The 12,561-nt window shown below is 67.8% G+C and carries 10 protein-coding genes and 2 pseudogenes; 6 read left to right on the top strand and 6 right to left on the bottom strand.

Going from position 1 to position 12,561, the window contains the following annotated elements; all coding sequences use genetic code 11:
• Positions 1-173: 173 nt before the first annotated feature.
• From ACIQZO_RS39985 to ACIQZO_RS40000, 4 genes are all read right to left on the bottom strand, one after another.
• Positions 174-983 (bottom strand): DeoR/GlpR family DNA-binding transcription regulator, encoded by an 810-nt coding sequence (locus tag ACIQZO_RS39985; RefSeq protein WP_403636264.1) that lies wholly within the window; start codon positions 981-983, stop codon positions 174-176.
• Between the two features lie 374 nt (positions 984-1,357).
• Complete coding sequence (locus tag ACIQZO_RS39990; protein WP_403636266.1) at positions 1,358-2,389, bottom strand: ABC transporter permease; 1,032 nt, start codon at positions 2,387-2,389, stop codon at positions 1,358-1,360.
• Entirely contained in the window at positions 2,386-3,975 is a 1,590-nt protein-coding gene (locus ACIQZO_RS39995) for a sugar ABC transporter ATP-binding protein (RefSeq protein ID WP_403636268.1), read from the bottom strand. Before ACIQZO_RS39995 ends, ACIQZO_RS39990 begins: the two co-directional genes overlap by 4 nt.
• Before the next feature lie 133 nt (positions 3,976-4,108).
• Positions 4,109-5,158, bottom strand: coding sequence for a substrate-binding domain-containing protein (locus ACIQZO_RS40000; RefSeq protein ID WP_403636270.1), 1,050 nt, complete (start codon positions 5,156-5,158; stop codon positions 4,109-4,111).
• A 541-nt stretch (positions 5,159-5,699) separates the two neighbouring features.
• Between ACIQZO_RS40000 and ACIQZO_RS40005 the strand changes: the two are divergent.
• The 6 genes and pseudogenes from ACIQZO_RS40005 to ACIQZO_RS40030 form a co-directional block, all read left to right on the top strand.
• Positions 5,700-5,954: pseudogene (locus ACIQZO_RS40005) on the top strand (transposase); the annotation flags it as partial.
• A gap of 139 nt (positions 5,955-6,093) precedes the next feature.
• Complete coding sequence (locus tag ACIQZO_RS40010) at positions 6,094-6,369, top strand: IS3 family transposase (protein WP_403636276.1); 276 nt, start codon at positions 6,094-6,096, stop codon at positions 6,367-6,369.
• Between the two features lie 442 nt (positions 6,370-6,811).
• Entirely contained in the window at positions 6,812-7,861 is a 1,050-nt protein-coding gene (gene galT, locus ACIQZO_RS40015) for a galactose-1-phosphate uridylyltransferase (RefSeq protein WP_403636278.1), read from the top strand.
• Positions 7,858-8,817, top strand: a complete 960-nt coding sequence (gene galE / locus ACIQZO_RS40020) for a UDP-glucose 4-epimerase GalE (protein WP_403636272.1) — start codon at positions 7,858-7,860, stop codon at positions 8,815-8,817. Before galT ends, galE begins: the two co-directional genes overlap by 4 nt.
• Before the next feature lie 5 nt (positions 8,818-8,822).
• Positions 8,823-9,980 (top strand): galactokinase, encoded by a 1,158-nt coding sequence (gene galK / locus ACIQZO_RS40025; RefSeq protein WP_403636280.1) that lies wholly within the window; start codon positions 8,823-8,825, stop codon positions 9,978-9,980.
• 76 nt (positions 9,981-10,056) lie between these two features.
• A complete protein-coding gene (locus ACIQZO_RS40030) occupies positions 10,057-10,866 on the top strand; it encodes a DeoR/GlpR family DNA-binding transcription regulator (protein ID WP_403636274.1) in 810 nt (269 codons plus the stop codon).
• A gap of 105 nt (positions 10,867-10,971) precedes the next feature.
• Here the strand turns inward: ACIQZO_RS40030 and ACIQZO_RS40035 are convergent, their stop codons facing one another.
• Together ACIQZO_RS40035 and ACIQZO_RS40040 are read right to left on the bottom strand one after the other, a co-directional pair.
• The gene (locus tag ACIQZO_RS40035; RefSeq protein ID WP_403636282.1) at positions 10,972-11,505 is read right to left on the bottom strand and encodes a transposase; all 534 of its coding nucleotides are present in this window, start codon (positions 11,503-11,505) and stop codon (positions 10,972-10,974) included.
• 145 nt (positions 11,506-11,650) lie between these two features.
• A pseudogene (locus ACIQZO_RS40040) lies at positions 11,651-12,469 on the bottom strand (transposase); the annotation flags it as partial.
• Positions 12,470-12,561 lie beyond the last annotated feature (92 nt).

Raw genomic sequence — 12,561 nt, forward strand, 5'->3', positions numbered from 1 at the left:
CTACGTCACACCGCCCGCGACTGCCGCAGGCCCCTTGCTGCCCTGGGTCTCACCGGATGAACCCGGACACAAGGTGATCATGCAACTGACCCTGCATCAAGATCCAAGTCTCTCCGGTGTCCAAAATCCGGGGTCAGGGCCCAATCACTCAACCCACCTTGCCGAGGGCAGGTTCACGCCCCCTGGGTGTCCGCCAGGATCAGGCGGCCGACCTGCTCGCCGAGGGCGGTGCGCGCCTCCTCGGCCAGGCCGTCGTCGGACACGAAGTAGTCGATGTCGGACAGGCCGGCGAACCGGCTCAGCCCGACGACGCCCCACTTGCTGTGATCGGCCACGACGGCCAACCTGGTAGCGGCGGAGATCAAGGTGCGGTTGGTCTCCGCTTCCGCCAGATTCGGAGTGGTCACGCCGGCGCGCTCGGAAACGCCGTGTGCGCCGACGATGAGGAGGTCGACCTGCAGGGAGCGGATCGCCTGGTCCGCCAGTGGCCCGACCAACGAGGCTGACTTGGTGGGGGCCCCGCCCGTGACCAGCAGGGTCGGGCCGGCGGAACCGTCCTCCGCCCCGGATGACCGCAGCAGCTCCGCGACGGGCAGGGAATTGGTCACCACGGTCAGGCCCGCGATGTCGCGCAGACGGTGTGCGACGGCGTACGTCGTCGTCCCTCCGGAGATCGCCACGACGCTGCCGGGCTGCACCAGCTGGGCAGCCGCTTCGGCGACCGCGGCCTTGGCCGCGGACTGCAGGGTGAACTTGGTCTCGAATCCGGGCTCGTCGCACGTGGTGCCGGAGGTGCTCACCGCCCCACCGTGCACCTTCTCGACCGACCCGGCCTTGGCGAGCACGTCCAGGTCGCGGCGGATGGTCATGTCGGACACACCGAGCTGCTCGACGAGTGTGGCCACGCGCACCGCCCCCTTGCGGCGCACGGTATCGAGGATTACTTCTCTCCGCTGGGCCGCCAGTGGTGCCGACTCCGTCACAATCCCATCCTATGATCTCTAACAATTCCAGACAGAAATCAACTGTACACCGCACACAACAAGGGCAGGTAAGGGTTCATGCGACGGGATGCGCCGAACCGTTGCACCGAGGGACATATTTTCCGAAATGTATCTGTTTGCCGCGCGCCGGTGTCGGCGCCGAGCCTTACAGGGGTTATGGACGGCACCAGTAACCTCTTCCGAATCGCCCTCACGCCCGATGTGATTGATCGTGTTTCAGGCTGGAGAAATCGTTTGTCCTCCCGAGCCCCTTTGCCGCGATCCGGTTGGGGGTAGGCGGCTCGACGAGGCCCATCCTCCAGCGGCCTCGTCATGCGCACCTCAACACCGTCGTGCGGGTCGTGTCCGCCGTGTCAGTGGGGGAGTCCGACGGCCCGTTCGCCGGTGCGGCGCTGCTGGATGACGACGGCGGCGACGAGGAGGGCGCCCTGGGCGACGTTCTGCCAGAAGGTGTTGATGCCCTCGACGGTCAGGCCGTTCTCCAGGGCGCCGAGCAGTGCCACGGCCAGGAGCGTGCCGCCGATGCCTCCCTTGCCTCCCTTGAGGGCGCAGCCACCGAGCGCTGCCGCCGTGATGGCCTTGAGTTCGAGGCCCTCACTGCCCGAGACGGGCTGTCCCGAGCCTGTCCGCGCGGTGAGCAGGATGCCGGCGACCGCCGCGACCACGCCGATGAGCGCGTAGACGGCGACCAGGTACTTGTTGATGTTGATGCCCGCCAGGCGCGCCGCGGTGTCGTTGCCGCCGATCGCATAGATATTGCGGCCTATGTCCGTGTACTTCAGCATGACGTGCACCGCCAGGGCCACGACCACCAGGATCCAGATCATGACCGGTACTCCGGCGATCTTTCCCCGGCCGAGGAACACGAAGAAGGGATCGTTGAGGACATAGCCCTGCGCGCGACCACCGGAGACGAGCTGGGCGACGCCCTTGTAGGCGGCCAGGCCCGCGAGCGTGGCGATGGTGGGGTTGACCCGACCGTAGACGATGGCCACACCGTTGACCACGCCGACGAGGACGCCGATCCCGATCGCGGCGGCCATCCCGAGGTAGGGGTTGGATCCGCCGGACGTGAAGACCATGGCGCTCACGACGGAGGCGAGGCCTGCCTGGGACCCGACGGAGATGTCGAGCCCTCCGCAGATGATCACGACGGTCTGCACGATGGCGAGCAGGCCCGTGATCGTCGCCGCCTCGCCGATGACCTGGATGTTGGCGAGGCTGAGGTAGTTGTCGTTCAGGACCCCGAACAGGGCCAGGACGAGGACGAGGGCGCCGATCAGGCTGAGATTCTGCCCGCCGAGCGAGGAGAGCAGTGCTCCTGCGGTCTTCCGCGCCGGGGCGGGGAGGTTCTCGGTGGTGGCCGGCGTCTGGGTGGTGGTCATCGAACGTCTCCATCGGCGGAGTCGGTGAGCGGTCGGTCGGATGCGACGGGGGCGAGGTCGTCGGCCATGGCGAGGTTGAGGATGGCTTCCTCCGTGGCTTCCGACCGGTCGAGTTCGCCGGTGATGCGGCCGTTCTGCATCACGACGATCCGGTCGGCGAGCCCCAGGACCTCAGGGAGTTCGGAGGAGATCACCAGCAGGGCGACCCCTTCCCGGGCGAGGTCGGCGATGATGCGGTAGATCTCGGCCTTGGCTCCGATGTCGATTCCGCGCGTCGGCTCGTCCAGGATCAGGACCTTGGGCTTGCGCAGCAGCCATCGGGCGAGCACGACCTTCTGCTGGTTGCCGCCCGACAGTTTGCGCACCTCGTGCTCGATCGAGGGGGTGCGCACCCGCAGCCGGTCGGAGAAGTCCTGAGCCACCGCCTTCTCCTGGCGGCTCTGGACGAAGCGCCAGCGGCGCAGCCGGTCCAGGCTCACCAGGGAGGTGTTGTCCCGGATGGAGCGGTGGAGGAAGAGCGCCTGGGCCTTGCGTTCCTCGGGGGCGAGACCGATGCTCGCGCGGATCGCGTCCCGAGGGCTGCGCAGACGCAGCGGCAGGCCGTTCACGGAGATGCGCCCCGATCGGACGGGCCGGTCGCCGGCGAGGGCGAGGGCGAGCTCGGACCGTCCGGCACCCATCAGTCCGGCCAGGGCGACGACCTCCCCGGCCCGGACCTGGAGGTCGATGTCGTGGACGTCGTCCGTGGTGACGCCCTCCAGTTGCAGGACCACCTCGTCGCGTGCGACGTCCTGTCGCACGAACAGGGAGGACAGGTCACGTCCGACCATCAGGCGGACGACCTCGCCCTCGTTGGTGTTGCCGGCTTCCAGCACGCCGGCGACCGTGCCGTCCCGCAGGACCGCGATGCGGTCGGCGAGGCGGAAGATCTCCTTCATGCGGTGGGAGACGTAGATGACGGCGATGCCCTGGTCCCGGAGCCGGTCGATCAGGCCGAAGAGTGCCTCGACCTCGTTCTCGGAGAGGGAGGAGGTGGGCTCGTCGAAGGCTATGACCTTGGCATCACCCGTCAGCGCCCGCAGGATCTCCACCAGCTGACGTTGCGCGGGAGTGAGTTCGGAACCCAGCTGATCGGGGTGGATCACCTTCTCGAAGCCGAGGCGGACCAGGTCCGTGGTGATGCGTCGGCTCAGTTCGGCGCGGTCGAGGCGGCGCCCGGTGCGGCGCGGCAGGGCCCCCGCGTAGACGTTCTCGGCGACCGAGACGTGCGGGATGATCTCGGGTTCCTGGGGGATGATGCGGATCCCGGCCTTGTGGGCGTCATGCGGTGACGACAGGGTCCGCGGACGCCCGTCCCAGAGAATGTTCCCCTGGGTGGGCTGGTGGTCACCCGTGAGGATCTTCAGAAGGGTCGACTTGCCCGCGCCGTTCTCCCCCATGAGGGCAGTTACCCGGCCCCGGGGGAAGGTGAGCGTGACGCCGCTGAGCGCCTGGACCGCGCCGAAGCGCTTGGTGATGTTCTCGACGGAGATCTCTTCACCGGGGTCCTGGGCTGAGGCGGGTGGCTCTGTACCGGCTGTGGTCATAGGGGCCTCGCAAGCTGGGGTTACGTGGGGGCGTTCGTGCCGGCGACGCTGCCGGTCGGCGGTGGTAGGTACCGGGGGCGGGTACGGCTGCCGCTGCGGCTGCTGCCGTACCCGCCCGGGCCGGGGCTCGGCATCAGCCGCAGGTGACGCCCGCGTCCTTCCAGTTGGAGGCGTCGACCATCTTGGTCGGGGCGAAGGCTTCCTTGGGGAAATCCTTGCCGTTCTTGAGCTTGTCGAACATCGTCTGCACGGCCAGGGCGCCCACATCCTTGCCGTTGATGAAGAGCGCCGCCTTCATGCCGGACGGCTTGCCGGAGCTCCAGTTCTTGCAGGCGAGATAGGCGCCGAGGCCGACGCCGATCACGTTGTCGGCCTTGAAGCCGGCGTTCTCCAGGGCGGTGACCCCGCCCTGCACGTTCTCGTCGTTGCAGCCCCAGACCACCCAGTTCTTCACGGAGGCGTTGGCGGTGATCGTCGCGGCGATCTTGTCCTGAGCGCCCGTCGGGGAGTTGTCCGTCGGCACGTCGATGTTCTGCACCGGCGTACCCGCAGCCTCCGCGAACGCCTTCTTCGAGGCGTTGACACGGTCGGTGCAGACGGTGACGTCCTGCTTCCAGGCCGATATCGTGCGCGTCTCGGCAGGGTTCCAGCCGACCTTCTTGAACTCCTCGGCGGCCCGCTTGCCGACTTCACCACCCATCTGCTGGCCGCTGAAGCCGATGCGAGGTACCAGGCCGTCGGCACCGCAGGCGGCGGGGTCGGGGCCGGTGCTGCAGATCTGGTCGTCCGACGTCAGGAGCGCCACCTTGCCGGTCTTCGCCAGCTGAACGACCTGCGGCCCGACGGCCGGGTCGGGAACGACCACGATCAGCCCGTTGCTCTTCTGCGAAATGGCCGCCTGGGCCTCGCTCACGGTCTTGTTGGCGTCGTTGCCCAGGTTCACCACCTTCAGGTCGATACCGAGCTCGCTCGCCTTCGCCTTCGCGCCGGCGGCCTCGCCGATGAAGTACTCCTGGTCGCCCTGCTTCTGCAGGTAGGTCAGGGAGATCTTCCCGTCGACCTTCCCCACGTCCGCGGTCCCGCCGGCCGCCTCCTGGCCACTGGAGCAGGAGGACAGGACGAGCATCGTGGCCAGGCCCAGAGCCGCGGCCGCTACCGGACGGCGGTGGTGGTGAGTGAGCATGTCGATCCCTTTGCTTGGACGGGTCGCACCGGGCGACCAGTGGGGCACGTGCGATGGGACTGAGTTTCGGGGCCGACCGTTCGCCACCTGAGGCTGCAGAGCCTGAGGTGGCCGTTCGAAGGAGGAATGTGTCCGACCTCGATCGACGAGCACACGATGGACGATTTCCTCAGCGAGGAATCCACCATAGTCAGCCGTGTTCAAACTTGATGCAACAGAGAAAAGCGCTGTTTCCGCCATACGTCAACAGAGTGAAGCGCGGGTTTCGGATTGATGCACGCCCGTGACCTCCAGAAATGCCACGCGGTGCGGCAGGTACCGCCGCAGCGGCCGACGCGGGGCAGACATCGCTATGGGACGGGACAGCCGGTGGTGCTTATCCACGGCCGGCCGCTGAACGGGACCTCCTGGGAGAAGCAGACTGGGCTTGCTTCGCTTTGGCGGACATCCGAGATCAAGGGTTTTGGCCCCGGAAGGATGATGTTCATCATGGAGAGCATGGGGAGGAAGAAGGTGCGTCCTCGGCGCGTTCACGGCGGAGTTCAAGGCCGAGATCGTCGGTCTGTGCCGGCGCGGTGACCGTTCGGTCGGTCAGGTCGCGAAGGACTTCGATCTGACCGAGACCGTGGTGCGGGGCTGGGTGAGGCAGGCCGAGGTCGACGCGGGCGACCGGGACGGTCTGACCAGCGGCGAACGCGAGGAGCTGGCCGTGCTCCGTCGGGAGAACCGCAGGCTGCGGGAGGACGTAGAGGTCCTCAAGCGTGCGACGGCTTTCTTCGCGACGGAGACCCGGTGAACGTGCACCCGTTCATCGAGGCGGAGAAAACTGCAGGTCACAACGCCAAACGGGCGTGTGAACTCTTGAGGTCTCCCGAACCGCCTACTACGACCGCCGTGCCGGCGCCCTCGGTCCCCGCGCGGCGCGAGACGCTGAGCTGGCCGAGCGGATCACCACCGTGCACCGGCAATCACGCGGAACCTACGGGTCTCCGCGTGTCCATGCCGTCCTCAAACGCGAGGGTGCCGACTGTGGTCGCCGGCGGGTGGCCCGCCTGATGCGGCAAGCCGGCCTCGCCGGCCGGCACCGCAGGCGACGCCATCGCACCACTATCGTCGACCCGCACGCGGCAATCCGTCCTGACCTGGTCCTTCGCGACTTCCGGCCCGACCCGGCAGCAGTCGACACCCGCTGGTGCGGCGACATCACCTAATCCGTAGTTAAGAGCGGTTCGGCGGGCCAGGAGGTCAGCGGTCGTTCGAGTAGCGGTGGCTGGGCGGCCGCCGAGGAGGACGCCTCCTGTGAGCCCGTTCCGACAGCTTCCCACCTGGCACTACTTCTTCTGGAACCTCAGATCCCAGTCTCCAGGTGTCCGCGATCAAGGGGAAGCTTCAGTTGCGGCCCTCGCCTGCCGCCCGCCATCACTGGGGTGCGATGCCGGCGAACATGTCGGGGGTAGGGCGATGGAGCGGACCGCGAGGAGTCTGTCCCTCTCGGTGAGGGCCGGCACCTGTCGGGTCTGCTTCTCCTCGGGACGTCGCAAGGCTGAAGTGGGCAGGCCGATCGATTGGTGTTGACTCTAGTTTGTTTATGTTTACTCTTGTGGTGTGCGGCCCGACTGGAGCTGCCGCACATCGACGAGACGGGCGGGTTTCGTGAAGAGAACCACCATCAAGCTCGCGGACGGCCGCGAGCTGATCTACTTCGACCTGGTCGACAGCGCCGACCGCGACGCCCTCGACGGGCGCATGCTGGAGCCTGTGGAGAGCCAGGCGGAATTGCGGCTGGACCGGGCGACCGGGGACTGGGTGGCGATCGCTACCCATCGCCAAGGGCGCGTCCACCATCCGCCGACCGATATCTGCCCCCTCTGCCCTTCCTCGGACGGGCATAGCAGCGAGATCCCGGCTCCGGCCTACGAGGTGGTCGTCTTCGAGAACCGCTTCCCCTCCCTCGCCGGCCGCATCGGACGCTGTGAGGTGGTGTGCTTCACCTCCGAGCATGCCGAGAGTTTCGCCGACCTCTCCGAGGATCGAGCCCGACTCGTCCTCGAAGCCTGGATCGATCGCACCGAGCAGTTGGCGTCTCTCGCGGGGATCGAGCAAATCTACTGCTTCGAGAACCGGGGCGCGGAGATCGGCGTCACCCTCGCGCATCCGCACGGCCAAATCTACGCGTTTTCTTTCATTCCCCCCCGGACGACCAAAATGGTCGCCGTCGCGGACACGCACCGGGCTGCCACGGGGCGGAACCTGTTCGAGGACCTGCTGGCGGAGGCCCGGTCCGCGGCATCGCGGGTGGTGATCGCGGGCGAGCACTGGACGGCGTTCGTGCCGTATGCCGCCCGTTGGCCCTTCGAGGTGCACCTCTACCCGCACCGCCGGATCCCCGACCTCACCCGGCTCACGGAGGCCGAGCGTGCGGAGTTTCCGGTCATCTACCTGGAGCTGCTGCGTAGGTTCGACCGCCTGTTCATCCAGGAGGGCGGCGCAGCCGTGGCCGCCCCCACGCCCTATATCTCCGCCTGGCATCAGGCTCCCAAGTCCGGCGGAAGTGAACTCGCCCTGCACCTGGAGCTGTTTACGGTCCGTCGCTCGGCCGACAAGCTCAAGTTCCTCGCCGGGGTCGAATCCGGCATGGAGTCCTTCGTCAACGACATCTCGCCGGAGGTCGCCGCCGCGCGACTGCGGGAGGTGGCGTCATGAGCCGCTATCTCGTCACCGGAGGCGCCGGATATGTGGGCGGGGTGGTAGCCGCTCATCTTCTTCAGGCGGGCCACCATGTGACCGTGCTCGACAACCTGACGACAGGAACCTCCGAAGGCGTTCCGGGCGGGGCCGAATTCGTCCGGGGCGGGGTCGCGGAGGCCGCCACCCTGCTGAGCCCCGAATATGACGGGGTGCTGCACTTTGCCGCATCCTCGCAGGTCGCGGAATCCGTGGCCGATCCAGAGAAGTACTGGCGCAACAACGTGGCTGGTTCGCTGGAGCTGATCACCGCCATGCGCCGTGCCGGTGTGCGCAGGCTGGTGTTCTCCTCGACCGCGGCGGTCTACGGCGAGCCCGCCAAGGTGCCGATCACGGAGCGTTCCCGCACCGCGCCGACGAGCCCGTACGGCGCCACCAAGCTCGCGGTCGACCACATGATCAGCGGTGAGGCGGCCGCCCACGGGCTGGCCGCCGTGTCGCTGCGGTACTTCAACGTCGCGGGCGCCCATGCCCGCCACGGCGAGCGCCACGACCCCGAGTCGCACCTCATCCCGCTGGTCCTTCAGGTGGCTCTCGGGCGACGCACGCACATCGAGATCTACGGCGACGACTACCCGACACGCGACGGAACCTGCGTACGCGACTACATCCACGTCGCCGACCTCGCCGAGGCCCACCTACTGGCCCTGCGGGCGGCCCGTACCGGAGAGCACCTGATCTGTAACCTGGGAAACGGCCAGGGCTTCACGGTGCGGGAGGTCGTGCAGGCCGTCAGGCAAGTGACGGGCCGTGATATCCCGACCATCGTCCGCGAGCGCCGGGGTGGGGATCCGGCCGAGCTCGTCGCTTCCGCCGCCCGCGCCCACGCCCTCCTCGGCTGGCGGCCGCGCCGCACGGACCTGCACGCCATCGTGGCCGACGCCTGGGCCTTCGCGAGCGAGGTGTCCTCGTGAACGAGATGTTCCGGAACGTTTTCGGCGCCCACCCGGACGGGATCTGGGCGGCGCCGGGCAGGGTAAACCTGATCGGCGAGCACACGGACTACAACGACGGTCTCGCCCTGCCCATCGCCATCCCGCAGACCACACTGCTTGCAGCGCGCCGACGGGACGACGGACAGCTGAGGCTGCACAGCGCCCAGGGCGACGGGCGGGTCGTCGACCTCGCGGTGGCCGAACTGACACCGGGTGTGGTGACTTCGTGGGCCGCTTACCCGGCCGGCGTAGTCTGGGCACTGGGGGAGGCCGGGCACCGAATCGGCGGTGCGGACCTCCACTTCGACAGCATGGTGCCCACCGGCGCCGGCTTGTCGTCCTCCGCCGCGCTGGAATGCGTGGTCGCCTGCGCCTATGACGGCCTCTACGATCTGGGACTGAGCGCCCCCGAGCTCGCCCGTCTCGCCCAACGGGCGGAGAACGCATTCGCGGGCGTCCCGTGCGGGATCATGGACCAGATGGCGTCCGCCTGCTGTACAGCAGGCGCCGCCCTGTACCTGGACGTCCGCGCCGGTGTGCACGAGCAGGTCCCGTTCGCCCCGGAGGAACGGGACCTGCGTCTGCTGATCATCGACACCCGCGTCAAACACGACCTCGGTGATGGGGCGTACGCCGCACTGCGCGCCGGGTGCGAGCAGGCCTCTTCCCTGCTGGGCCTGGCTGCCCTGCGTGACCTATCCCCGTCCGATCTACCCCGGGCCGGGCGGATGCTGCCCGCACACCTTCTGCCCCTGGTCCGCCACATAGTTACCGAGAACGCCCGGGTCACCGAGGCCGTTTCCCACCTGCGGGCGGGCCGCATTGCGGAGCTGGGCCCGATCCTCACAGCCGGACACGCCTCGCTGCGCGACGATTACCGGATCTCGTGCGCCGAGACCGATCTCGCAGTCGAGACCGCCATCGGAGCGGGCGCGCTGGGCGCGCGGATCACCGGTGGCGGGTTCGGTGGATCCGTCATTGCGCTGGTCGACGATGATGCGGCGGAGACGGTGGGAGCCGCCGTCATCGCAGCGTTCCGCACGCACGGGTTCCAGGCGCCGAACCTGTTCCCGGTCTTCCCGGCGCCGGGCGCGCGGCGCGTCGAGCGAGCAGGCTGGGGAGGCGTGGAACTGGGGCCGTAGACTGTTCATTTGTAAGGGGTGTCGTGTGTCTATGGCTCCACACGCGGCCGGTACGCAGAGCAGCGGGGACGAGATCGTGACGGAAGCAGCACGCCTGGCTCCTCACCGGAGGGCGCTGATCCTCGACATCGTGCGCCGCGACGGAGCGGTCCGCGTGGCCGATCTCGTGGAGCAGTTGGGCGTCTCCGACATGACCATCCGCCGTGACCTGGACGTATTGGCTCGGAGCGGCTCCCTGTCCAAGGTGCATGGGGGTGCCATCAGCTCTTCCGTCACGACCGGTGACGAGCCGTCCTTCGAATCGAAGGCAGCTCTCGAGTCGCGAGCAAAAGCGGCGATCGCGGAGGTCGCCGTCGCGCTCGTGAAACCGCGGAGCGTCGTCGCCATCTCCGGCGGGACGACGTCCTACGCGGTGGCCACCCGGCTCCGGGAAGTCCCGGGCCTGTCCGTGGTGACCAATTCTTTGCCGGTTGCGGAGGTCCTGCGGAGGACGGGGGCGGAGCGCGGTACCGCGGACCACACGCTGCTGCTGACAGGGGGCACTCCCACGAAGTCGGCCTCCCTAGTCGGGCCTCTGGCTGACCAGGCCATCCGTTCCCTGCAGGTGGACCTGCTCATCATCGGTGCTTACGGTGTGTCCGAACGTGCGGGCGCGACGACACCCAACCTGGCGGAAGCCCAGACGAACCGGGCGTTGATCGCTTCTGCCAATCGGGTGGCAGTGGTGGCCGACCACACGAAGTGGGGCGTGGTGGGACTCAGCCAGTTCGTCTCCCTCTCCGAGATCGACTACTTCGTTACGGACGACGGGCTGGACGATCAGGCGCGTGCCGTCCTGGACAGCGCGGTGGGACAGTTGATCGTGGCCAACACCCGACCGGCATAACGGACCGCGGCACGCCCGGCGCCCGTGTAGTGCCAGCACCGGCGTGACACGGGCCGCCCGACCTCGTACCCAGGAGGCCCGGTGGAGTCCAATCTGCATTGTTGCTCAACTCTGCCTTTCCAGAGCGTGGTTAGCGCGGGTTCGCGGTCGGCTGAAACATGAGCACCCTTGACGCGCGGCCGCGCGTGCGATCGGATGTGTTTCGAAATGTTTAAACATGGCGATTATCGTTCGCGGGGCCTTCTGATTCCACTCGGCGGTGATTCCGGGCCCGGGCGCCACCCAGCAACGTCGCGAATGAGGGTTCGTCGCCTGAACCTTCACCCCGCCCACATCCTTGCCGAAGGCCAGGGTGTATCCCGTTCCCCTGATGTGTCGGGGGTCCCTCATGGACGCCACCCGTTCGGGCCCGGAGGGCAAATGCGGCGACACATCGACCGCCAAGACCAGGCGCCCGCCGTCGAACCGCGGCAGCGACAGCCCGGCCAGCATGGTCCGCAGCCGACCGACGTCGATCCGGCCGCCGTACATCGCTCCGTGCCCACGACGATGCTCGGGCAACAGCGTCAAGTCCACCGCTCCGTCCGCACACAGCACCGCGTCCACCAGCTCGAACAACTCGTCGCGCCGGGCGGTCAGGGTCTGTCAGACACTCGTAGAACTCTCCCGGAAGCGTGGCGCTTCCGCGAACGCTTCCCTCCGGACAGCATCTGGCAGCAGACTCACCCTCACGGCGGGTCTGTCAACGGCTCTGTCTCACATTCGGTGGTGACGGAGGGTGGTGTTATCCGATGAGGATGCGGTGGCGGAGCAGGGTGAAGCCTGCTCGTCCGTGCATCTGGCGGGCCATCCGTTTGGTTTTGGTGTTGACGCCTTCGGTGGGGCCGTTGCTGTACGGAAGTGTGACCGCGGCGATGACAGCGTCGTGGTCTCGCTCGAGGCCGCGGGTGAAGGCGTGTAGGTGTGGCAGGTCGGCAGTACGGACCTGGGAGATCCAGTGATCGAGTGCGTCGGCGTTCTCGGGCTGAGGTTTCAGGAGCGGGGCGAAGGTCCGGACGGTGGTGGCCAGGTGGGTCATCTCTGGGCAGGCAGCGGTCAGCTTGTCCAGGAGCTCGCGATGTCCGGCCTTGAGGTTGTCTGGCCTGGTCAGGAGCATCCGGGCGAGTCTGCGTGGGGAGATGTGGCTGCGGTCGGCGTCCGCGCGGCCTTGGTTGATGTATTTGTGCAGGAGGTTGAGGCAGCCGGTGAAGCCGAGCGCCTTGATCTCTTCGAAGAGGTGCTGGACGGGGACGGCAGGGGTTTCGGCCCGGCGCTTGCGCAGGTGATCGCGGTAGGGATCGACGAGACTGGACCGGTATTTGGGGACGCGGAGCATCCGCTCGGGCCGGTCGGCGCGGGCATAGCGTTTGACCGTGTTCAGGGCCAGTTGCAGGCGGCGGGCGCATTCGAGGAGGCCCACGCCTTGGTCGAGCAGGCCGTGGACCTGGTGCCAGCGTTCCAGCGTGGTCTGGGCCCGGGGCCCGTCATAGATGGGGGCATCGAGCACGGTGGCCCAGCAACTGCTGTGTGCCTTCACCTCGTCCAGGGCGGCCTCACACAGGTTGATGGGTCGGGCCGGGGCGCCCTGCCGGGATTACTCCCGGTGGGTTTCCCCGCCCCGCCCTCCGAACCCGGCGTGCGGCTCTCACCGCACCG

This window comes from Streptomyces sp. NPDC097617 (assembly GCF_044761485.1).
Lineage (GTDB): Bacteria > Actinomycetota > Actinomycetes > Streptomycetales > Streptomycetaceae > Streptomyces.

Coding starts and splice junctions, on each gene's coding strand:
- ACIQZO_RS39990 (WP_403636266.1), bottom strand. CDS start 2,389: ATGACCACCACCCAGACGCCGGCCACCACCGAGAACCTCCCCGCCCCG.
- ACIQZO_RS39995 (WP_403636268.1), bottom strand. CDS start 3,975: ATGACCACAGCCGGTACAGAGCCACCCGCCTCAGCCCAGGACCCCGGT.
- ACIQZO_RS40000 (WP_403636270.1), bottom strand. CDS start 5,158: ATGCTCACTCACCACCACCGCCGTCCGGTAGCGGCCGCGGCTCTGGGC.
- galE (WP_403636272.1), top strand. CDS start 7,858: ATGAGCCGCTATCTCGTCACCGGAGGCGCCGGATATGTGGGCGGGGTG.
- galK (WP_403636280.1), top strand. CDS start 8,823: ATGTTCCGGAACGTTTTCGGCGCCCACCCGGACGGGATCTGGGCGGCG.